27 protein-coding genes are annotated in these 20,503 nt (G+C 65.4%); 17 read left to right on the forward strand and 10 right to left on the reverse strand.

Translation table 11 applies throughout. From position 1 onward, the window contains the following. Positions 1 to 8: 8 nt before the first annotated feature. From B0E49_RS12240 to B0E49_RS12255, 4 genes are all read right to left on the reverse strand, one after another. Positions 9 to 1,691 carry an acyl-CoA carboxylase subunit beta gene (locus tag B0E49_RS12240; RefSeq protein ID WP_077562484.1) on the reverse strand — a complete coding sequence of 561 codons (1,683 nt, stop codon included), beginning with the start codon at positions 1,689 to 1,691 and terminating at the stop codon, positions 9 to 11. Between the two features lie 55 nt (positions 1,692 to 1,746). Further along, positions 1,747 to 2,664, reverse strand: coding sequence for an SDR family oxidoreductase (locus B0E49_RS12245; protein ID WP_077562485.1), 918 nt, complete (start codon positions 2,662 to 2,664; stop codon positions 1,747 to 1,749). Next, positions 2,664 to 3,392, reverse strand: a complete 729-nt coding sequence (locus tag B0E49_RS12250) for a TetR/AcrR family transcriptional regulator (RefSeq protein WP_077562486.1) — start codon at positions 3,390 to 3,392, stop codon at positions 2,664 to 2,666. The genes B0E49_RS12245 and B0E49_RS12250 overlap by 1 nt, the downstream gene beginning before the upstream one ends. A gap of 117 nt (positions 3,393 to 3,509) precedes the next feature. After that, entirely contained in the window at positions 3,510 to 4,334 is an 825-nt protein-coding gene (locus tag B0E49_RS12255; RefSeq protein WP_077562487.1) for an undecaprenyl-diphosphate phosphatase, read from the reverse strand. Positions 4,335 to 4,572: 238 nt separating this feature from the next. Between B0E49_RS12255 and B0E49_RS12260 the strand changes: the two genes are divergently transcribed. The 9 genes from B0E49_RS12260 to B0E49_RS12300 all read left to right on the forward strand — a co-directional run bounded on the left by B0E49_RS12260 (position 4,573) and on the right by B0E49_RS12300 (position 10,411). After that, the gene (locus B0E49_RS12260; protein WP_077562559.1) at positions 4,573 to 5,100 is read left to right on the forward strand and encodes a DUF6622 family protein; all 528 of its coding nucleotides are present in this window, start codon (positions 4,573 to 4,575) and stop codon (positions 5,098 to 5,100) included. Between the two features lie 159 nt (positions 5,101 to 5,259). Continuing rightward, positions 5,260 to 5,568, forward strand: a complete 309-nt coding sequence (locus B0E49_RS12265) for a 2TM domain-containing protein (protein WP_286137972.1) — start codon at positions 5,260 to 5,262, stop codon at positions 5,566 to 5,568. Positions 5,569 to 5,576: 8 nt separating this feature from the next. Next, the gene (locus tag B0E49_RS12270) at positions 5,577 to 6,704 is read left to right on the forward strand and encodes a sensor histidine kinase (protein ID WP_077562489.1); all 1,128 of its coding nucleotides are present in this window, start codon (positions 5,577 to 5,579) and stop codon (positions 6,702 to 6,704) included. Positions 6,705 to 6,734: 30 nt separating this feature from the next. After that, positions 6,735 to 7,694 carry a sterol desaturase family protein gene (locus B0E49_RS12275; RefSeq protein WP_077562490.1) on the forward strand — a complete coding sequence of 320 codons (960 nt, stop codon included), beginning with the start codon at positions 6,735 to 6,737 and terminating at the stop codon, positions 7,692 to 7,694. A 19-nt stretch (positions 7,695 to 7,713) separates the two neighbouring features. Next, positions 7,714 to 8,547, forward strand: a complete 834-nt coding sequence (locus B0E49_RS12280) for a LytR/AlgR family response regulator transcription factor (protein ID WP_077562491.1) — start codon at positions 7,714 to 7,716, stop codon at positions 8,545 to 8,547. A 2-nt stretch (positions 8,548 to 8,549) separates the two neighbouring features. Continuing rightward, positions 8,550 to 9,224, forward strand: a complete 675-nt coding sequence (locus tag B0E49_RS12285; RefSeq protein WP_077562492.1) for a DUF924 family protein — start codon at positions 8,550 to 8,552, stop codon at positions 9,222 to 9,224. Beyond that, a complete protein-coding gene (locus B0E49_RS12290) occupies positions 9,221 to 9,751 on the forward strand; it encodes a DUF2220 domain-containing protein (RefSeq protein ID WP_077562493.1) in 531 nt (176 codons plus the stop codon). The genes B0E49_RS12285 and B0E49_RS12290 overlap by 4 nt, the downstream gene beginning before the upstream one ends. Before the next feature lie 43 nt (positions 9,752 to 9,794). Beyond that, positions 9,795 to 10,070 carry a type II toxin-antitoxin system Phd/YefM family antitoxin gene (locus tag B0E49_RS12295; RefSeq protein WP_077562494.1) on the forward strand — a complete coding sequence of 92 codons (276 nt, stop codon included), beginning with the start codon at positions 9,795 to 9,797 and terminating at the stop codon, positions 10,068 to 10,070. Further along, positions 10,070 to 10,411, forward strand: a complete 342-nt coding sequence (locus B0E49_RS12300) for a type II toxin-antitoxin system RelE/ParE family toxin (RefSeq protein WP_077562495.1) — start codon at positions 10,070 to 10,072, stop codon at positions 10,409 to 10,411. Before B0E49_RS12295 ends, B0E49_RS12300 begins: the two co-directional genes overlap by 1 nt. 95 nt (positions 10,412 to 10,506) lie before the next feature. On the opposite strand, the gene B0E49_RS12305 is transcribed toward B0E49_RS12300, so the two are convergent. Continuing rightward, positions 10,507 to 10,875: a hypothetical protein gene (locus tag B0E49_RS12305; RefSeq protein WP_077562496.1), complete on the reverse strand. Its 369-nt coding sequence runs from the start codon at positions 10,873 to 10,875 to the stop codon at positions 10,507 to 10,509. A 173-nt stretch (positions 10,876 to 11,048) separates the two neighbouring features. Between B0E49_RS12305 and B0E49_RS12310 the strand changes: the two genes are divergently transcribed. Both B0E49_RS12310 and B0E49_RS12315 read left to right on the forward strand, forming a co-directional pair. After that, positions 11,049 to 12,854, forward strand: coding sequence for a glutamine--tRNA ligase/YqeY domain fusion protein (locus tag B0E49_RS12310; RefSeq protein WP_077562497.1), 1,806 nt, complete (start codon positions 11,049 to 11,051; stop codon positions 12,852 to 12,854). After that, positions 12,851 to 13,450 (forward strand): ATPase, encoded by a 600-nt coding sequence (locus B0E49_RS12315; protein ID WP_077562498.1) that lies wholly within the window; start codon positions 12,851 to 12,853, stop codon positions 13,448 to 13,450. Before B0E49_RS12310 ends, B0E49_RS12315 begins: the two co-directional genes overlap by 4 nt. 334 nt (positions 13,451 to 13,784) lie before the next feature. Here B0E49_RS12315 and B0E49_RS20720 read toward each other — a convergent pair whose 3' ends face one another. Further along, the gene (locus tag B0E49_RS20720; RefSeq protein ID WP_217349244.1) at positions 13,785 to 14,282 is read right to left on the reverse strand and encodes a restriction endonuclease; all 498 of its coding nucleotides are present in this window, start codon (positions 14,280 to 14,282) and stop codon (positions 13,785 to 13,787) included. Further along, positions 14,209 to 14,583, reverse strand: coding sequence for a winged helix-turn-helix domain-containing protein (locus B0E49_RS20725; RefSeq protein ID WP_217349245.1), 375 nt, complete (start codon positions 14,581 to 14,583; stop codon positions 14,209 to 14,211). The genes B0E49_RS20720 and B0E49_RS20725 overlap by 74 nt, the downstream gene beginning before the upstream one ends. 399 nt (positions 14,584 to 14,982) lie before the next feature. On the opposite strand from B0E49_RS20725, the gene B0E49_RS12325 reads away from it, so the two are divergent. Then, positions 14,983 to 15,456: a YeeE/YedE family protein gene (locus tag B0E49_RS12325; RefSeq protein WP_077562499.1), complete on the forward strand. Its 474-nt coding sequence runs from the start codon at positions 14,983 to 14,985 to the stop codon at positions 15,454 to 15,456. Then, a complete protein-coding gene (locus tag B0E49_RS12330; protein WP_077562500.1) occupies positions 15,453 to 15,911 on the forward strand; it encodes a DUF6691 family protein in 459 nt (152 codons plus the stop codon). The genes B0E49_RS12325 and B0E49_RS12330 overlap by 4 nt, the downstream gene beginning before the upstream one ends. Here the strand turns inward: B0E49_RS12330 and B0E49_RS12335 are convergent. Both B0E49_RS12335 and B0E49_RS12340 read right to left on the reverse strand, forming a co-directional pair. Next, positions 15,881 to 16,342, reverse strand: a complete 462-nt coding sequence (locus B0E49_RS12335) for a methyltransferase family protein (RefSeq protein WP_077562501.1) — start codon at positions 16,340 to 16,342, stop codon at positions 15,881 to 15,883. The two genes, B0E49_RS12330 and B0E49_RS12335, sit on opposite strands and share 31 nt — an antisense overlap. Before the next feature lie 11 nt (positions 16,343 to 16,353). Beyond that, the gene (locus B0E49_RS12340; RefSeq protein WP_077562502.1) at positions 16,354 to 17,106 is read right to left on the reverse strand and encodes an NYN domain-containing protein; all 753 of its coding nucleotides are present in this window, start codon (positions 17,104 to 17,106) and stop codon (positions 16,354 to 16,356) included. Between the two features lie 150 nt (positions 17,107 to 17,256). Here B0E49_RS12340 and B0E49_RS12345 point away from each other — a divergent pair, with 150 nt between their 5' ends. The 4 genes from B0E49_RS12345 (at position 17,257) to trxC (ending at position 19,482) form a co-directional block, all read left to right on the forward strand. After that, positions 17,257 to 17,691 carry an RcnB family protein gene (locus B0E49_RS12345; protein WP_286137973.1) on the forward strand — a complete coding sequence of 145 codons (435 nt, stop codon included), beginning with the start codon at positions 17,257 to 17,259 and terminating at the stop codon, positions 17,689 to 17,691. A gap of 108 nt (positions 17,692 to 17,799) precedes the next feature. Then, the gene (locus B0E49_RS12350) at positions 17,800 to 18,282 is read left to right on the forward strand and encodes a tellurite resistance TerB family protein (protein WP_077562503.1); all 483 of its coding nucleotides are present in this window, start codon (positions 17,800 to 17,802) and stop codon (positions 18,280 to 18,282) included. An 82-nt stretch (positions 18,283 to 18,364) separates the two neighbouring features. Further along, the gene (locus tag B0E49_RS12355) at positions 18,365 to 19,006 is read left to right on the forward strand and encodes a glutathione S-transferase (RefSeq protein ID WP_077562504.1); all 642 of its coding nucleotides are present in this window, start codon (positions 18,365 to 18,367) and stop codon (positions 19,004 to 19,006) included. 38 nt (positions 19,007 to 19,044) lie between these two features. Next, on the forward strand, positions 19,045 to 19,482 hold the full coding sequence (gene trxC, locus B0E49_RS12360) for a thioredoxin TrxC (RefSeq protein ID WP_077562561.1): 438 nt from the start codon (positions 19,045 to 19,047) through the stop codon (positions 19,480 to 19,482). A 42-nt stretch (positions 19,483 to 19,524) separates the two neighbouring features. On the opposite strand, the gene B0E49_RS12365 is transcribed toward trxC, so the two are convergent. Further along, positions 19,525 to 20,502: a M14 family metallopeptidase gene (locus B0E49_RS12365; RefSeq protein ID WP_077562505.1), complete on the reverse strand. Its 978-nt coding sequence runs from the start codon at positions 20,500 to 20,502 to the stop codon at positions 19,525 to 19,527. Position 20,503: the final 1 nt, after the last annotated feature.

A 20,503-nucleotide genomic window follows, 5' to 3' on the forward strand; every position in this document is an offset into this window, starting at 1 on the left:
GGCGGTGGCTACATGCGCGCCACGCCAAACTGCATCGGGCGCAGGGTGCGGGCCTCGGCCTCGGTACAGATGTCCAGGCACTGGCGCAGCACGTCGCGCGTGTCGCGCGGGTCGATCACGCCGTCGTCCAGCAGCAGGCCGCTGGTCGTGGCCACATCGGCCTGGGCCTCGAACATCTGCACGATACGGTCGTACTGCACCTGGGCTTTTTCGGGATCGGGCGCCAGGCCTTTGCGCTTCAGGGCCGCGTCATTCACGATCTGCATGGTGCGCGCGGCCTGCTCGGCGCCCATGACCGAGGTGCGCGCGCTGGGCCAGCTGAACAAAAAGCGCGGCGCATAACCACGCCCGCACATGCCGTAGTTGCCGGCACCGAAACTGGCGCCGCACTGGATGGTGATCTGCGGCACGGTGGCATTGGTCACGGCCTGGATCATCTTGCTGCCGTGCTTGATCATGCCGCCCTGCTCGGCGTCCTTGCCGACTATGTAGCCGGTGGTGTTCTGCAGGTAGATGATCGGGTGGCCAAGCTGGCACATCCACTGGATGAAGTGCGTGGCCTTGTTGGCGCCGGCCACGTCGATCGGCCCGTTGTTGCTGATGAGGCCCACTGCGTGACCTGCCACGCGGGCCTGCACGCACAGCGTTTGCGCGCCGTACAGCGGCTTGAATTCGAGCAGGTCCGAGTCGTCGACCAGACGCGCGATGACCTCGCGCATGTCGACCGGCTCGCGGTGGTGCACGGGCATCAGGCCAAGCAGCTCATCGGCCTCGAAGCGCGGCGGTAAACCTCCCAACCCTGTCATTCCCGCGCAGGCGGGAATCCAGTCCTCGCCATCGCTGGATTCCCGCCCCCCGATCGGAGTCGAGGGCAGGCTGCGCGGGAATGACAACTTATCAACCACCTCCCGTGCTATTCCCAGTGCCTGCCGGTCGTCTTCCGCCAGGTATTCACCCAGGCCCGAGAGGGTCGTGTGCATCTCGGCGCCGCCCAGTTCCTCCTCGGTCGCGACCTCGCCGGTGGCGGCCATGAGCAGCGGCGGCCCCGCCAGGAAGGCGCGCGAGCGGCCGCGCACCATGATCACCACGTCCGACAGGCCCGGCATGTAAGCGCCGCCCGCCGTGCCCGAGCCGTGCTGCACCGTGATCACCGGAATGCCCGCGCTGGAGAGTCGCGCGAGGTTGCGAAACAGCGTGCCGCCATGCACGAAGCCTTCGACGCGGTAGCGCATCAGGTTCGCGCCCGCGCTCTCCACCAGGTGGATGAAGGGCAGCTTGTTCTGCAGCGCGATCTCCTGCACGCGCAGGATCTTGTCCAGGCCCATGGGCTGGATCGCGCCTGCCTCGATGCCCGAATCGCTCGCGACCACCATGCAGCGCACGCCGCTCACGAAGCCGATGCCCGCGAGCACACCGCCCCCCGGCACCGACAGCGCCGGGTCCTTGTGGTCGTGCAGAAAGCCCGCCAGGGAACACAGCGGCAGCCATGGGCTGCCCGGGTCGAGCAGCAGGGCCACGCGCTCGCGCGGCAGCAACTGGCCGCGCTTGTCGAACACGGGTTTTGATTTGGCCGAGGCGTGGGCGGCGCGCTCTTCGAGTGCGCGCAGAGCGTCCAGCCGTTCCAGCATGGCGGCGCGGCGCTGCCGCGCGACGCTCGACTGGGGGTTCCAGCGCGATTCGAAAGCGCTCATTGGGCAACCTCCGCGCTACGCGCTGCGGTGTTCGTCTTGGGAGCGGCCCTGCGGCTCATGCCGCACCTCCGCCCGCACCCGCTGCCTGGGGCGCGTCCTGAAACACGCGCGGCACGGTGGCGCGGTGAAAGCCGCCGAACTCGCGGATGGCCGGGCGCTGGCGCGCCTCGCTGTTTGGCAGCGCGAAGGGCCAGCCCATGCGCACCTGCGGCCGCGCGCCGTCCACGCGCAGCGTGTCCCCGCTGATGAAGCTGGCCGCGGGGCTCAGCAAAAAGACGATGGCCGCAGACACCTCGGCCTCGTTGCCGAAGCGCCCCAGCGGCACGGTCTTGCGCATCTCGCGCAGCATGGCCGCTGCCTCGGGCGGGTAATGGTCCATGCCGCCGGAGGCGATGTAGCCCGGCGCCACCGCGTTCACGCGCACGCCGCTGCGGGCCCATTCCAGCGCCGCCGTCTCCGTGAGGCTCACCATTCCGGCACGCGCCGCGCCGCTGTGGCCCATGCCGGGCATGGAGCCCCAGATGTCGGCCACGATGTTGACTACTGAGCCGCCGTGCGCGGCCATGGATTGGCGATAGCATTCGCGCGCCATCAGGAAGCCGCCCGTGAGGTTGGTGTTCAGCACTGCCTCCCAGCCCTTGGCCGAGATGGCTTCGAGCGGGGTCATGTACTGGCCGCCCGCGTTGTTGACCAGGCCGTCGATGCGGCCCTGTGCGGCCACAACGGCTTGCACCAGCGCCACCACGCCCTCCTCCTGGCGAATGTCGCAGCAGTGCCAGCTGGCCTGGCCGCCGTCGCCGGTAATCTCGTCCTGCACGGCCTGCAGTTTCTCGGTATTGCGCCCGACCAGCACCACATGGGCACCCAGGCGCGCCAGCTCGTGCGCGGTGCAGCGGCCAATGCCGGAGCCGCCGCCCGTGACCACGATGACCTGCCCGGCGAACAGCCCGGGCGCGAAAATGGATTGGTACATCAAGCTTCTCCTGTGAACAGCGCCAGGGCCTGCGCCGTCAACCCATCGAGCGACTGCGAACCCTGCTGCGAAAACCACTGGACTGACCAGTTCAGCGCGCCAAAGATGAACAGCCGCGCGGTGCGCGGGTCGGCCTTGAGGGCGCCGGCCTCGTGCAGCGCCCGCAGCGTGGGCATCCACTGTGCCTCGTAGGCCCCCGTCAGTTCGGAGATGCCCTCGCGCTGCGCCTCATTCAGCGAGCGCCATTCGTACAACATCACGGGAATGAAATCGCTGCCGGGACCGAGCAGCACCTCGAAGTGGTTGCGAATCAGCGCGCGCAGCCGCTCGCGCGGCGCGGCATCGGCCGGCACGCGATCGAGCGCCGCCTGCTGGCTCTGGGCGGCCTGCGCCATGCCCTCCTGCATCACCACGTACAAGAGCGCGTTCTTGCTCTCGAAGTGATAGAACGGCGAGCCGCCGCGCATACCGGCCGCGGCCGCGATATCACGCGTGCTGGCGGCCGCGAAACCCTTGATGCGGAACAGCCGCGCCGCGCCCTCGATGACCAGGCGGCGGCGGTTGCCTTCGTCCAGTTCCGAGTCGAGCTTGCGTGGCCGCCCCCGGGGCCGGCCGGGCAGGGTCGCCGCGGAGCGACGCCCGCGCGGGCCTGGCGCGGACGAAGGGGAAATGCCGGGAGCCGTCGCACCGGCATCGACGGTGGCTGAAACCTGCGGGATTTTTGACATGCCCGCAAAGATAGCAGAGATGTTTATTTATAGCAAGCGATTGCTTTGTATAAATATGTACGCCCCCGAAAACACCCCCCAACCGTACGGCTACGGGCGGCGGGCGGCCCGCACGGATCAGGCCGACCAGTTCACCAGGCCGCTCCACGCCGTGGCCAGCACCACCAGGCCGAACGCGATGCGGTACCAGGCAAAGCCGACAAAGGTGTGCGTCGCGATGTAGCGCAAGAGCCAGTGGATGCACAGCCAGGCGGCGATGAACGACACCACCAGGCCCACCGCGAACAGGGGAATGTCCGCCACCGACAGCAAGGCGCGCTCCTTGTACAGGCTGTACACACCGGCGCCGATCAGCGTCGGAATCGCCAGGTAAAACGAGAACTCCGTCGCCGCCTTGCGCGACAGGCCCAGCAGCATGCCGCCGATGATGGTGGCGCCGCTGCGGCTGGTGCCGGGAATCATGCCCAGGCACTGCACGAAACCGACCTTGAGCGCGTCCAGCGCACTCATGTCGTCAACGCTCTGGATGCGCGGCACGGGCTTGGCAACCTTCTCCACCCACAGGATGATCAGCGCGCCGACGATGAAGGCGCCGGCCACCACGCCGGGATTGAACAGGTGCGCCTTGATGGTCTTGTAGACCAGCAGACCGATGACGGCGGCCGGCAGGAAGCCGATCAGCACGTTCAGCGCAAAGCGCTGCGCCTGGCGCTGGCTGGGCAGGCCCACCAGGGTTGCCTTGATTTTTTGCCAGTAATAAATGATGACCGCGAAGATCGCGCCGGTCTGGATCGCAATGTCGAACACCTTGGCCTTGTCGTCGTCGAAGCCCAGCAGGGCTCCGGTCAATATCAGATGCCCGGTGGACGACACCGGCAAGAACTCCGTCAGGCCTTCCACCACGCCCATGACGGCGGCCTTCATCAGCAAAACAATATCCACGCATGCTCCTATCAACAGAGCCGCGATTATCGCCGTGCCCACTGGCTCCCGGCGGCGCCGCGCATGGCAGGTGCGGCACGCCTTTCACGCCGGAGCGCTGCATTTCGCGCCGCCGGCGCTGCCATTCGTCGCAAACCGGTGGTGCGCCCGCCCAAGCCCCGGCACAGTTCACCCCACTGACCGATCACGCCACCGACGACACGTTTTTCAACTCGCCCCCCTCTTGAAGGAGATCACCATGCTTTTCCAAATCATCATCCACACCCCGGCCTGGGTCTGGGGCCTGCTGCTGGCGCTCGTCTGGCTCGGCGCCAATCAACTGTTCACGCGCAGCGTGCCACTGCGCCGCGCCACCCTGCTGCCGCTGGTCATGGTCGCCCTGTCGCTGTATGGCGCGATCTCGGCGTTCGGCGCCGCGCCGCAAGTCGTGCTCGCCTGGCTGGTGGCCGGCGCATTGGCCGCGTGGCTGGTGCTGCAGCGACCGCTGCCGGCCCGCACGCGCTTCGATGCCGCCACCCGCCGCTTCACCCTGCCCGGCAGCTGGGTGCCGCTGGCGCTCATGATGGGCATCTTCCTGACCAAATACTTCGTCGGGGTGACGCTGGCCATGCAGCCGGCGCTGGCCCACGCCGCCGGCTTCACCCTGGCCTTTGGGATGCTGTACGGCGCCTTCAGCGGCGTGTTTGCCGCCCGCGGCGCCCGGCTGTGGCGCCTGGCGCTGCAGCACGAGCGCAGCACGCTGCCCGCCACTACCCTCAACGCCTGAGAGGAAGCGCCATGAACGCAGCGAAGGGCCGCCCCGAGCAAACTGGCTGGTGCCGGGCTTTGACCGCCGCCAGGTGCCCGTGGCGCACGCGCAGATCGTGCCGTTCTTTCGCCAACACCTGCTGCCGTAAAGGGCTGCCCTAGAATGAGTTTTCCTGCCATGAACGCCCCCCCCAACACCCCATTGAGCCCCGACGAGATCGAGCGGCTTGCCATCCGGCGCGCCAGGGCCAAGCTCGGCTGGTACATGCACGCGGCCGTGTATGTGGTCGTGAATACGTTTTTGTTCGTGATGTCCACTTACGGCTTGCGCGAGCGGCACTGGGCCATCTACCCGGCGCTGGGCTGGGGCGTGGGTTTGGCGCTGCACTGGGTCTCGGTGTTCTTGCTCGGCAACGGCAGTGGCCTGCGCGAGAGCATGGTGCAAAAAGAACGCGAGCGCCTGCAACGCCGGCGCGACGGCTTCTGAGGCAGCCCATGCAGCTCGCCACCCCGGGAACGCTCGCGGCCCGCCGGATCGACGGCATCGCCTTGCTGCGCCATTACCTGCAGACGCTGGCCTTTTGCCTGGCAATTTCGGCCCTCCAGTATTTCGCCTCGCCCGACAAGCCGTACGAAGTGCCGCTGGTGTATTCGCTGTGCATCGGCTCGGTCACCTGGGCCCTGATCGATTTGGGCCGGCACCTGTTCAACCCCAACCCCGAGACGGGCTGGCCCTATGGCTGGGGCGGCATCGCGCTGGCAACGCTCGGCGTTCTGGGGGGTTACCTCATCGGCACCTATGCGGCCGACGCCTGGTTCGGCTGGTCGTCGTGGCAGCAAAGCGTCGCCCAGCAGCGCGTCTCGTGGCTGATCACGCTGGTGGCCGGCGCCGTCATCAGCTATTACTTCTACGCCCAGGGCAAGAGCCGCCACCTGCAAGGCCAGATGCAGCAGATCCAGCGCCAGGCCACAGAAGCCCGGCTCAAGCTGCTGGAAACCCAGCTCGAGCCGCACATGCTGTTCAACACGCTGGCGAACCTGCGCGTGCTGATCAAGAGCGACCCGGCCCGGGCGCAGGCCATGCTCGACCACCTGATCGCCTACCTGCGCGCCACGCTCGGTGCCTCGCGCGCGAGCGAGCACGCGCTGCAGACCGAGTTCGAGCGTGTGCGCGACTATCTGGCGCTGATGGCCGTGCGCATGGGCCCGCGCCTGCAGTACACGCTGGACCTGCCGCCCGATCTGGCCAGCCACCCGGTGCCCACGCTGCTGCTGCAGCCGCTGGTGGAAAACAGCATCCGCCACGGGCTGGAGCCCAAGGTGGAGGGTGGCAGCGTCAAGGTCAGCGCGCGCCGCGAGGGCGACTGGCTGACGCTGGAAGTGAGCGACACCGGCGTCGGCATCCAGGCCGGGATGGACGGCACGCGGGCCGCGCCCACGACAGCCGGCGGCTTTGGCGTGGCCCAGGTGCGCGAGCGCCTGGCCACCGCCTACGGCAAGCAATGCACTATTGAATTTATAGCGCCCAGTGGAGGCGGGACAAGGGCTACACTGCGATTTCCTTACAAAAACCCGGCAACACCCCCCGTGCGCGCCGACGCGCCACAAAATGCATTGCCCTGACGATCGAATTTTCATGAAGAATCTGCTGCCATGACCGTGCTCCTCCTGATCCTGAAAATCGCCGTGCTCGTGGTGCTGGCCGCCTCGCTCGCCGAGGCGCTGGTGCTGTCGTGGCGCCATGCGCACCGTGGCGGCGCGGCCTACGACTGGAAGGCGGCCGGCGTCTCGGTGGTCGACTTCCTGGTGCGCGAATACCCGCTGCGCTGGCTGCTGCCCGCCACCGCCTTCTACCTCGGCGCCATGGACTGGCTCTGGCAGCACCGTCTGTTCACGCTGCCGATGGACGACTGGCGCGGCTGGACCGCGTGCTTCGTCGGACAGGAGTTCTGCTACTACTGGTACCACCGCGCGGCGCACCGGGTGCGCTGGTTCTGGTGCACGCATTCCATCCACCATTCGTCGAACCAGCTCAACCTGTCGGCCGCCTACCGCTTCGGCTGGACCGGCCGGCTCACCGGCACGCTGGCGTTCTTCATGCTGGCGCCGCTGCTGGGCATGCCGCCGCGCGTGATCCTGCTGATGCTCACGCTGAACCTGCTGTACCAGTTCTGGATCCACGCCACCTGGATTCCGCGCCTGGGTCCGCTCGAATGGGTGCTGAACACGCCCTCGGCGCACCGCGTGCACCATGCGTCGAACCTCGAGTACCTCGACGGCAACTATGGCGGCGTGCTGATCGTGTTCGACCGCCTGTTCGGCACCTACATCCGCGAGCGCGCCGAGGTGCCCTGCCGCTACGGGCTGGTCACCCCGGTGGTCGGCCACAACCTGCTGCGCATCGAATTCGGTCCGTGGATCGCGCTGTGGCGCGACCTGCGCAGCGCACGCTCACTGCGCGCCGTGTGGGGCCATCTGTTCAAGCCGCCGGGCTGGCGTGTCCAAGGGCCGGGCGAGACCACCGAGGAATTGCGCGCGCGCGCGGCCGTCGCGTCGCCGACCGCAGGCTCCGACCACGCAGTGGGATTGCCGCTGCAAACGCCGATGGCTTGATGCACCAGGCTGCACCCGAATGCACCCACCGCCCCCGACCGCCCTGATTGCCGAAGACGAGCCGCTGCTGGCCCAGGCGCTGCAGGCCGAGCTGGCGCGCGTGTGGCCCGAGCTGCACGTGCTGGCCAGCGTGGGCGATGGCGCCAGCGCCGTGCAGCAGGCCCTGCAACTGCGGCCCGACGTGCTGTTCTTTGACGTGCGCATGCCGGGCCGGAGCGGCCTGGAAGCCGCCACCGAGCTGGCCGACGAATGGCCGGCGTCCACGCCGTTCCCCGCCCTGGTGTTCGTGACCGCCTACGACCAGTACGCGGTGCAGGCCTTCGAGGCGCAGGCGGTGGACTATCTGCTCAAGCCGGTGCAGACCGCGCGCCTGCAAAAAACCGTGTCAAAAGTGCAGCAAGCCCTTGCCCAGCGTGCACAATCTGCTACCAATCTGGAAGCAAGCTTGGCCACCACCTTGAGTCAGTTGCGCCACCTGATGGACGCCACCGGCGCGCCGCCCGCCGCCAGCGCCGGCCCGCTCAAGGTGATCCAGGCCAGCGTGGGCAGCCAGATCCGCCTGGTGCCGATCGACGAGGTGATCTATTTCGAGGCGGCCGACAAATACGTGCGCGTGCTCACATCCGGCCCCGATGGCGGCCGCGAATACCTGATCCGCACCCCGCTCAAGGAGCTGCTGCCGCAACTCGACACGCACACCTTCTGGCAGGTGCACCGCGGCACCGTGGTGCGCGCCAATGCCATCGACAGCGTGACGCGTGACGAGGCTGGCCGGCTGCACCTGACGCTGCGCGGGCGCGCCGACAAGCTGCCGGTGAGCCGGCTCTATGCCCATTTGTTCAAGGCGATGTAAGCATGCCCCTGCCCACCCAACCACTCGACGACCTCGCCGCGCCCGCCCATGCCGAGGCCATTCTCGACTTCTGGTTTGCCGACGGCCTGGCGCTGGGCTGGCCCAGCCGCGACCTGAGCGTGCAGTGGTTCGGCACGGATGCGGCACTGGACCGGCAAATCGACCAGCAATTCGGCCCGTGGGTGCGGCTGGCGCAGGCCGGCGGCCTGCAGGGCTGGGAGCAGGACGCCGCGTCCGGCGCCACGCCCGCCGGCATTCCGGGGGGCACGCAACTGGCGCTGGTCCTCCTGCTCGACCAGCTCAGCCGCAACATGTTCCGTGGCACGGCCCAGGCCTTTGCCGGCGACGCGCGCGCGCAGCGACTGGTCAGCAACGCGCTGGCGCAAGGCCTGGACGCGCGCCTGCCGTGGATCGCGCGCGTGTTTTTGTACATGCCGCTGATGCACGCCGAGCATCTGGCGCTGCAGGACGAATGCGTGCGCCGCTTCAGCGCGCTGGCGGCCCAGGTGCCCGCCACGCTGCAGGCCCGCATCGCGAGCCACCTGGACTTTGCGCGCCAGCACCGCGACATCATCATCCGGTTTGGCCGCTTCCCCTACCGCAACGCGGCGCTGGGACGCGCCAGCACGGTGCAGGAGCAGAAGTTTTTGAAGAAAGGCCCGCGCTTCGGGCAATGAACAGGTACGCCGCCGCCGCACAATCGGGTGCCGGTACGTTGTGCCCGGATATCACACTGGACGCCTGCAGTTTCAGTCGATTGACGATTGATGTTCGGCGGGTGCTCATCACCGAGAACGAGACCAACTTCCTGGCCTTGCCCAATGCCCCCGGTGCCATTGCCATCTTCGGCTCCGGATACGGCTGGGACGCACTCGCAAAGGCCCGATGGCTGGAGCGGTGCACCATTCATTACTGGGGCGATATCGACACCCACGGTTTCGCCATTCTTGATCAACTGCGCGGCCACTTCCCCCATGTCACATCAATCCTGATGGATCGGGTCACGCTTGACGCCCACACTGCCTTCTGGGGGCGTGAGGACAAACCGCAGCGAGGCGATTTGCACAGGCTGGCACCCGAGGAACTGAGCCTGTACAACGACCTGCGCGACAACCGCATCCGTGAAGGGCTGCGATTGGAGCAGGAGCATTTGGGCTTTGGTTGGGTGCGCGAGCGGATTGATCGATTGTTGCGACAAGACTGAAAAAAGACTACATTCAGTCCTTCATGAATCAAAGGAGAAGCCCATGCGCTACTCATCTCAAGTCAAACCGATCAGCTACCTGAAGGCCAACGCCGCCGAGGTGTTGTCGCATCTGTCCGAGCAGCGTGAGCCCTTGGTCATCACGCAGAATGGCGAAGCCAAGGCCGTGCTGCAGGACGTCGCGTCCTTCGAAGAAACCCAGGAAACATTGGCGTTGCTGAAAATCCTGGCGCTCGGCAACCAGGACGTTGAAGCGGGTCGGGTCAAACCGGTTGTGGATGTGGTCGCTCGACTGCGCGCCAAGCCGGCAAAGGCCTGATGGTCAGTAGGCCGAACCGTTACGAGGTCCTGCTCACCCAAGGCGCGGAACAGGACCTGGAGTCCATTCACGATTACATTGCCGAGTTCGACTGCGTGGCAAACGCCAACTACGTGCTCGACCAGCTGATGGACGTCGTGAAGGGTCTTGCACCGTTCCCCGAGCGAGGCAGTTACCCGAAGGAGTTGGTGGCGCTGGGCATCAAGGAGTATCGGCAAACCTCGTCCAAGCCTTACCGGGTGATCTACCGGGTCATTGGAGGCCAAGTCGTCATCTACTTGGTCGTCAATGGCCGCCGAGACATGCAGTCGGTGCTGGCTCGCCGGCTTCTCGGCGCTTGACTCCGCAGCACCCGCGCCAGTGCTCATAAGCCCGCCACCAAGAAAAAGTCCGCAAACAGATCCTCTGCGGGCCTCAATCACAACGGGCTGATGGATTAGCGATCGCGATCCCAGTGGCCGCGGCCATGGTGCTCGCGCCATTCCTCACGACCACGCCATCTCTCACCGTAGTAGCCGGGGCGGACCCAGCCGGTGCGGTAAACCGGATAAGGCGCAACCACCACCGGCGGCGCATAGGCGGGCTGCGTGTAATAAGCCTGCGGCTGCACATAAACGGGGGCCGGCTGGTAGTACACGGGCGGGGGCGCCACATACACCGGCGCGGGGAATCCGATGGCGATGCCCGGCAGGCCGATGCCCACGGACACGGCAACATGCGCCTGGGCAGCGCTGGTGGCGCCGAGTGCAGCCACGGCGAGCACGGCCGCCGCGGCGGTGGCATAGACAGAGCGGTTGTTTTTCATCGTTATCTCCTGAAGAGGGCACAAACTGCCCTTGCCTTTATTTAAACGCACCAGCGCCCATCCCGACTACCGACTGCACAGTGAAGATCATTGCCAGACGTAACAAACGCGGCGGATAAGCGCTGTAACAGGCACAACGGTTACAAATCGACCGGCCCGCCTAGAATCGGGACATGAGTTCTCCTGCTGCCAACACCCCCGCTACTGCCCCCGCCAAACCCAGCAATTTCCTGCGCCAGATCATCGAGCACGACCTGGCCCAAGGCACCTACACCGCCCGCCGCTGGGGCGGCAGCCCCGGCGACGCGGCGCACCACGCCGCCGGCCCAGTAGACCCGGCCAAAATCCGCACGCGCTTCCCGCCCGAGCCCAACGGCTACCTGCACATCGGCCATGCCAAAAGCATCTGCCTGAACTTCGGCCTGGCGCGCGACTATGGCGGCGTATGCCACCTGCGCTTTGACGACACGAATCCCGAGAAGGAAGACCAGGAATACGTCAACGCCATCATCGACACCGTGCACTGGCTCGGCTTCGACTGGAAGGCCAGCTTCAACGGCGTGAGCAGCACCTGCCTGTACCAGGCCAGCGACTACTTCGACTTCATGTACCGCGCCGCCGAATACCTGATCCAGGCCGGCCACGCCTACGTGGACGAACAGTCCGCCGAGGCCATGCGCATCAACCGCGGCGACTTCGGCACGCCCGGTGTGAACAGCCCATTCCGCAGCCGCACGCCGGCCGAGAACCTGGCGCGCTTTCGCGAAATGCGCGACGGCCGGCACGAAGACGGCGCCATGGTGCTGCGCGCCAAGATCGACATGGCCAGCCCCAACATCAACCTGCGCGACCCGGCCATCTACCGCATCCGCCGCGCCACGCACCACAACACGGGCGACAAATGGTGCATCTACCCGATGTACACCTTTGCGCACCCGATCGAGGACGCGCTGGAGAACATCACCCACAGCCTGTGCACGCTCGAATTTGAAGACCAGCGCCCGTTCTACGACTGGCTGCTGGACCGGCTGTGCGAAGGCGGCCTGCTGCAGGCGCCGCACCCGCACCAGTACGAATTTGCGCGCCTGAACCTGACCTACGTCGTTACCAGCAAACGCAAGCTCGCCGCGCTGGTGTACGACCACAAGGTCAACGGCTGGGACGACCCGCGCATGCCCACCATCGTCGGCCTGCGCCGGCGCGGCTACACACCCGAAGCCATTCAACTGTTTGCCGAGCGCATCGGCGTGACCAAAAGCGACAGCTGGATCGACTACAGCACCCTGGAAGGCTGCCTGCGCGAAACGCTGGACGTGTCCGCCCCGCGCGCCATGGCCGTGCTCGACCCCGTCAAGCTGGTGCTCACCAACTGGGACGCCGTGATGGGCGCGGGCGCGCTCGACGAATGCTCCGCCCCCGTGCACCCGCATCTGCCCGCGCTGGGCCGCCGCAGCTTCAAGATCGGCAAGGAAGTGTGGATCGACCGCAGCGACTTCGAAGAAACCCCGCCCAAAGGCTTTTTCCGCCTGTTCCCGGGCAACAAGGTGCGCCTGAAATACGGCCACGTGATCGAGTGCACCGGCGCTGCCCGCGACGCCGCGGGCAAGGTGCTGGAGGTGCACGCCACGCTGGTGCCCGACACCAAGAGCGGCACCCCCGGCTCCGACGCCGTCAAGGTCAAGGGCGTGATCACCTGGGTCGCCGTGGCCGACGGCATCCCGGCCGAAGTGCGCCTGTATGACCGCCTGTTTCTTGATGCGCAACCCGACGCCGGCGGCAAGGAGTTTCTGGCCAGCCTGAATCCGAACAGTTTGAAAGTGATCCAGGCCGTGGTGGAGCCGTCACTGTCCAGCGCCAAGGCGGATGACAAATTTCAGTTTGAGCGGCATGGGTACTTTGTGGCGGATCGGGTGGATCACACGGGGGCGAAACCGGTGTTTAACCTGGCGGTGGGGTTGAAGGATAGTTGGGGTAAATGAGCCCCCCTCGTTCCAGCGGTCTCAAGCACCCCATTGTGGTGGTGATTGCCGGGCCCAATGGCGCGGGCAAGTCGACTGCAGCACCGTTTTTACTCAGACAAGCTTTGGGCATTCTGGAGTTTGTGAATGCAGACCAGATTGCCGTGGGGCTGTCTGCGTACGCGCCTGAAACCGTGTCATTTGAGGCAGGCCGCATCATGCTCAAGCGACTTCAAGAACTGGCTGCAGCCAATGTTAGCTTTGCGTTCGAATCTACCTTGTCCAGCCGTACGTTTGCCTTGTTTCTGACCCGCTGCAAGGCGCGCGGTTACAGCGTTCAGATATTTTATGTGGCGCTGCCCAGTGCAGAGCTGGCCGTGAACCGGGTGGCGCTGCGCGTCAAGCTCGGCGGGTACGCCATACCGCAGGCAGACGTGAAGCGTCGCTTTCAGCGCAGTTTGCACAATCTGCATGCGCTGTACCTGCCGCTTGCCGACCGCTGGACCATTCTGGATAATGCATCTGGCACACTCAAGCCTATTGCCCACGGCACTGCACGCCGCACTTACATAGAGGAACCGGAAAAATGGCTCAATCTAAAACGGCTCGCCCAGTAAAGAAGAGCAGTGCATCAACCCGCCCGGCCACAGGACAAGACAAGGTTGCTCAGGCCTTGATCCAAGCATCCAGACAGGCCCGAAAACAACTCATGGCGCAAGGACTGAAGCTGCCCACCCAGAACTGGGCTGGCTCTGCCGTGCGCAACCCGGCCGTCTGAAATCCGGCCCTCTGCGCGACGATTTCCGGCCAAGACGTACAAGTGCCTTCGAAAGCGCACGCTCCGGGTTCAGTCAAAAAACTCTTCGTCAATCTTCTTGATCTGAATGGTTTCTTCGACCCGGCAACCGATGTCGTAGCGAATCATCAACCGTGTCAGCAAGTGACCATCAATCAGCACAATACGCTCAGAAGCTCAGCCGTTTCCTTCGCCGCGGGAGAAAAACCGGACGTCGTCACGAACAGGCCCTTGCTGGCCTTGAAGCGGTCCAAAGAGCCAAAAAAATCGCGTATATCTCCCGCGGAAACCTTGTTGTCGGCGTACCGCTTGGCCTGCACATAAATCCGATCTAAACCCAGAGCATCCTGGTCAATCACGCCATCGACACCACCATCGCCGCTTTTTCCCAGTGCGCGCCCGGCCTCCGCGGCAGAACCGCCATAGCCCATCGCGACAAGCAATTGCACGACAAGGCGCTCGAAAAAGTCTGGTGGAGCGGCAAGCACTTTGGCCAATAGTTCCACGCTCAGGGATTTGTCCAGTTCGGCATGTGCGGAGCGGATGATTTCATCCGGAGTCAGGTCTTTCAGATTCGCTTCAGGCGTGGGCGCGCTGCCAGAAGGTTGATCGCTGACTTCTCGAAATAATTTGAACTCCGGGAATGTCTCCAAAAATTTGATGTTGATGGACGGCGGCGGAGAAGCCAGCACGGCGCGTCCCCTCTCGCTGATGACGAAATGACCCCCGCCGGGTCAAGTCGACCAAACCGGCCTTGCCAAGGTAACTCTTGGCCCAATTAACCCGGTTGGCAAAAGTGGTCTGCTTGCCTGAAGGCAGCAGTTCGGATAGTTCAGCTTCCGTCAAACCCAGTTGCTTGCCAAGCAAGCCGACGACCTCGGAAATTTTGATCTCGCCATTGGCCGACGCTCGAAGCACCGGCAGCATCAGCGTCTGAAAGTCGGGTATTGCCATGAATGAAAAACCTCCACTTTTTTTGTAGTGTCAAGATTATCGTTTCAGCTGCATCGATCGCATGAAGATCCGGCTGCTCGAGGCTGCCGCCCCCTCCAACCAGCGCATGACGCCCAACTTGTAGTCTTCGTAACGGCTGCCGAACAGCGTGGACAGCACCCGTTCTTCGGACAATTAGCGGACAATTAGCGGACAATTAGGGTCAGATTCTAATTACCTCTGGTCAAAACCCATCAACAGCTCGATGCCGCCGTGTGGGCTGCTGCCCACTGACAAAGCCAAATTGAAGCGCCGGGCCAGGGCCGCTTGAACGGTTTTGGCAACAACGCCTTCTCATCCTCAAACTTGACCTGCCCCCACTTCCATGTGGCATGCCTTGCCGGCGGATAATCCGGCCTCATGAACCTGTCTCTTTCTCTCTTCCCCCTCGGCTGGCAGCACTATCTGCTGGGCGGGCTGCTCGTGGGCGCGGGCACGGCGCTGCTGTTCATTTTGACCGGCCGTATCGGCGGCATGAGCACGCTGTTCTCGAGCACCTGGTCTTTCGTGGTGCACCGGCCGTTTTTCCAGCAGGCGCGGTTTGTCGATTCGCGCAACTGGCGGCTGGTGTATGCGCTGGGCCTGATCTTGGGCGGGCTGGTGTGGTGGCTGGGCTTTGCCGGGGGCGTGCGCGAGGCCACAAACGTGCCGGCATGGCAGCTGCTGGTGGGCGGTATTTTTGTGGGCTACGGGGCACGGCTGGGCAACGGCTGCACCTCGGGTCACGGCATTTGCGGGCTGGGCTCGCTGCAGTGGCCTTCGCTGATGGCGGTGCTGACCTTCATGGCGACAGCGTTCCTCACGGCCAACCTGGCGGCAAGGTGGCTGTCATGAGCGTGGCCAACAGGACTCTCCCGCGCGCGCTGGCCACGCTGGTGGCGGGCGCGCTGTTTGGCTTCGGCCTGTCGCTGTCCACCATGATCCGGCCCGAAGTGGTGCTGAGTTTCCTGCACTTGAAGGACTTCGGCCTCATGCTGGTGATGGGCGGCGCGGTGGCGGTGGTGGTGCCGGCCTACAAGCTGGCACCCCGCTTGCTGGGTCGCCCGCTGCTGGGCGACGTGTTTCGCAGGCACCCCAGCGTCTGGAACCGCGACACGCTGCTGGGCGCGGCCCTGTTCGGTGTGGGCTGGGGGCTGTGCGGCGTATGCCCCGGCCCGGCCATTGCCGGCCTGGGTGCGGGCAACTGGAGCCTGCTGTGGGCGCTGGCCGGCATCGCGCTGGGTGCGCTGTTGCAGGGGCTGCGGTCGGACACACGCCCCTACAACCAGCGCCTGACGCCCGACTTGTAGTCTTCGTAGCGGCGGCCGAACAGCGAGGACAGCGCCCGCTCTTCGGGCCGGATCTGGAAGCGGTTCATGTAGAGCACAAAGGCCACGGGCCCCAGCAGCGCCCAGGCGCAAGACAGGTACACGGCCCACGCCACAAGGACAAACACGAGGCCGACATACATCGGATTGCGCGTCAGCCGGTACACGCCCGAGCAGACCAGGGCCGCGGCTTTTTCGGGCTTCATCGGGTTGACGGTGGTTTGGCTGCGCCGAAAGGCGATCACGCCCGCCAGATCAAAGGCGACGCCCATCAGCGCCAGCACGATGGCCGCCGGCACACGCACGGCCGCGGGCAGATCGATCAGCGGGGCCAGCACCGCGATGCCCCACATGGCGGCGGCGGCCAACGCGGTAACGACGGGGGGCGGGATCTTCAGTTCGAGGGTTTGCATGCGCAGGCCCCTCAGCCGCCCTTCGAAGCCGAGCCTGCCTTGCGCCGCACGTGCAGTTGCACATGCGTGGAACCATCGCCCATCGGGACCTCTTTCACCTCCAGATAGCTCTGCTTGCGCATCAACTCGCCCAGCTTCGAGAAACCGTAGTTGCGCGGGTCGAACGAAGGATGGTTGCGCGTGAGCTGGCTGCCCAGCGCCGACAGGGTGGACCAGCCGTCGTCGCGCGCCGTGGCGTCCAGCGCCGTGAGGATCATGGGCCGCAGCTTGGGCAGGCCCGCCACCTCGGTGGCGACCTCGCGCGTCTTTTGCTCTTCGGGCTCGGCGCGCAAAATTTCCGTGTAGATGAACTTGTCGCACGCGGCCACGAACGGCTCGGGCGTCTTGCGCTCACCAAAGCCGTACACCACCAGCCCTGCCTCGCGGATGCGCGTAGCCAGCCGCGTGAAGTCGCTGTCGCTGGAGACCAGGCAGAAGCCGTCCACGCTGGCGGTGTGCAGCACGTCCATGGCGTCGATGATGAGCGAGGCATCCGTGGAGTTCTTGCCGGTGGTGTAGCTGAACTGCTGGATCGGCTGGATGGCCAGCTTGTGCAGCACCTCCTTCCAGCCCTTGAGGTTCTGCGTGGTCCAGTCGCCATAGGCGCGCTTGATGGTGGCGGTGCCGTAGCGCGACACCTCGGCCAGCAGCTCCTGGATGACGGATGCCTGGGCGTTGTCGGCATCGATCAATACCGCGAGTCTTTCGTTGTGGGTTGTTGCCATGGGGCCTCCTGATTAGTGAGGATCGTACACAGGCAGGCAACTCCGTGCGCACAACTGGCTACCCTTCTTTGCACGAACTGCCCGCGCGGTATACACAAAGGACACATGGGCGGCGCACCATAAAGGCTCATGAACACAAGGAGTCCCAACATGAAAACCATGAAATCCACCACCATTGTTTGCGCGATTGCCGTCGCCAGCATGGGGCTCAGCACGCTCTCGTTCGCGCAGGACAACGATTGGCGCAACGCACCGCAGGCGCGGCCGCAGGTCCAGCAGCAAGGACCGCAGTATCGGGCACAGCCTCAGCCGAATCGCAATGTGCGTCCTATCGACAACCGCTTTGACCATGGCGACATGCGCCGCAACGACCGTGGCAGCTACTACAACGCACGCGGCCCGGAATTCAGGCGCGGCGGCTACATTCCGCGCGATTACCGCAACCGCCAGTACGTGGTGAACGACTACCGTGCGTACCACCTGAGCCCGCCCCCGCGCGGCCAGCAATGGGTGCAGGTGGGCAGTGACTATGTGCTGATCGCCATCGCCACAGGCCTGATCGCCAACATCGTTCTCAGCCGCTAAAGCGGCGGCACAAGACAGCCCGGGCGAGTCATGCGCGCCCGGGCTTTCGCGGGAACCAATGGCGCACGCGCTGCTCCATATATTTATATTTACCGATGGACGCGACGCATGCTGCAAGTTCTCAAGGAATTTTTTGAAAGTCTGATGGCGCCGGCCGGCAGCCAGTCCCCACAGGCGCGCGAGCGCACGCTGCAGCTGGCCACGGCGGTGCTGCTGGTGGAGGTGATGCGGGTGGATGGCAACACGCACGCCGCACAGCAGGTCACCATCATGGCCGCGCTGCGCAGCAGGTTTGCGCTGCCCGATGACGCGCTGGCGCAGCTGGTGGAGCAGGCGCGGCAGACGGCCGAAACGGCCAACGACTACTACCGCTTCACTAGCAGCATGAACGAGGAGTTCACGCAGGCCCAGAAGATCCAGGTGGTGGAGGCCATGTGGCAGGTGGCCTACGCCGACGCCCGCCTTGACGAGAACGAAATCAGCCTGATCGGCAAGATCGCAGATCTGCTCTACGTGACCCAGGGCGAGTACATCGGCGCCAAGATGCGCGCCAAGGAAGCGGCGCAGCTGGGCAGCAGCCAGGGCGCGTGAGATCCGGTGTCTCCGGCGTGCCAAGTGACGGCGGCGCACAGCCACTAAACTGGGCGCCACCCACTATCCGGAGACTTTTCCCATGATCACGCTTTGCGGCTTTCCCGTCTCGAACTACTACAACAAGGTCAAGCTCGCGCTGCTTGAAAAGGGCGTGCCGTTCAGCGAGGAAATAGTGCTGACCGGGCGCACCGACGAGGCGGTGCTGGGCGCCTCGCCGCTGGGCAAGATCCCGTTCATCCGCACGCCACAGGGCAGCCTGTGCGAGAGCGAGGCGATCGTCGAATACCTCGAGGCCACTTACCCCAACCCGCCGCTGCTGCCGGCCGAGCCGTTTGCCGCGGCCAAGGTGCGCGAGCTCGTCACGTTCATCGACCTGCACCTGGAGCTGGTGGCGCGCGAGCTGTATTCGCAGGCCTTCTTTGGCGGCACGGTGAGCGAGTCCAGCCAGGCGCGCATTCGCAAGCAGCTGGACAAGAACATTCCCGCCTTCAAGCGCCTGGCCAAATTCGCGCCCTATGTGGCGGGCGATACCTTCACGCTGGCCGATTGCGCCGCCTTTGCCAGCCTGCCGGTGGTGGGCATGGCCACCAAAGCGATCTACGGCGAAGACCTGCTGCTCGCCGCCGGCGTGGACTACAAGCCCTACATGAAGTTCATCGGCGAGCGGCCCAGCGCGCAGAAGGTGCTGGCCGATCGCAAGGCGTACTCCAGCAAGGTCTAGCACTTGCAAAGCCGCCGCCGGCCCCCAAAATGCAGCAAATGAACGAATCACTGCACATCGTCTGTCCGCATTGCCACACCACGAACCGCGTGCGTGCGGACCAGCTCGGCAGTGCGCCGACCTGCGGGCACTGCAAAAAACCCCTGTTCGACGCGCATCCTGCGGCACTGGACGAGGCGGCGTTTGACAAGCACATCGGCCGCAACCAGATCCCGGTGCTGGTGGACTTTTGGGCGCCCTGGTGCGGTCCGTGCCGCACCATGGCGCCGTGGTTCGAACAGGCCGCCGCGCAACTGGAGCCGCGGGTGCGCCTGGCCAAGGTCGATACCGAGGCGGTGCCCAACCTCGCCGCGCGCTTCAACATCCGCAGCATTCCGACGCTGGCGCTGTTCGTGGGCGGGCGCGAGGTGGCGCGCCAGGCCGGCGCCATGGGCGCGGCCGACATCGTGCGCTGGGTGCAGCCGAATGTGCGCTGATTGCTACCGATTTCGTAGCTGCTCGCGCAGATCCCTCAAGGGCTAGCGGCTGTTTTTGTTAAATTCCTGGCTTGCCAGCGGCCGCGACAGGTACACGCCCTCGCGCCCCACGATCGCCGTGCGCGCGGGCATCAGGATGGTGCAGTCGTCGCACGGCGCGCGGATTTCATCCGGGCCGTCGGTGGCGATGAGTTCGTCCTTGGCAAACACCTCAAAGCCCACGCACGGCCGGCTGAATCTGAATTCGGGCGTCTTGATCACATAGGTGCGCAGCAGCTCGAAGCGCCTGGGCGAGCCGGCGGGTGCGGTATCCGCGTCGCGCTCCATCAGGCCGAAGTGGGCCAGGAAGCCGCGCGTCACGGCCATGGCCGTATCGCTGCTCGCCTGGCGGAAATGCTGGCCGCATTCGACCACCATGGCGGCGCCCGTGCCGCCGGCACCGGCGAAGTGGCCGTACTGGATCAGCGGCGTGCCTGAGCCCAGGCCATCGGGCATGACCAGGTGCACCTGCGGGCGCCCGATCGCCAGCGCGACCTCGGCGTTGCGCGCGAAGCCGGGATAGACCCAGAAGGGTTCGACGTCCTGGCTGGTGGAGTGGATGTCGAGCAGGTGATCGGCTGCGGCAAGCACCGGGCGCAGCTCGCGCGCGCGCCGCAGCTCGGGGCTGTCCTCGTGGCCGTCCAGCCACTCGGGCGACCAGATGCGGTTCAGGTTGTGCACCAGCAGGCGGCTCTCGAACGGCTGCGCCGGGTCAAAGGTTTCGTACGCCGCCACGTTGGCAAAGCTGACCGTGAGCGTGCCGATCAGCGGGCGCACGCCGGCATCCAGCAACTGCGTGGCCGCCACCATGCCGCAGAACTCGTTGCCGTGCGTGAGCGCGTTGACCAGCACGTGCGGCCCGGGCTTGCCGGATTCGAAGCGGTGCACGTAGTCGATGCCCACGTTGCCGCGCCGATAGGCCGACAGGTCGCGCGGGAGGACTTCGAAGGTGGTGGACGCTGGCGCAGAGGTTGGGTTCATG

The sequence above is a fragment of the Polaromonas sp. C04 genome (assembly GCF_002002705.1).
Lineage (GTDB): Bacteria > Pseudomonadota > Gammaproteobacteria > Burkholderiales > Burkholderiaceae_C > Rhodoferax_A.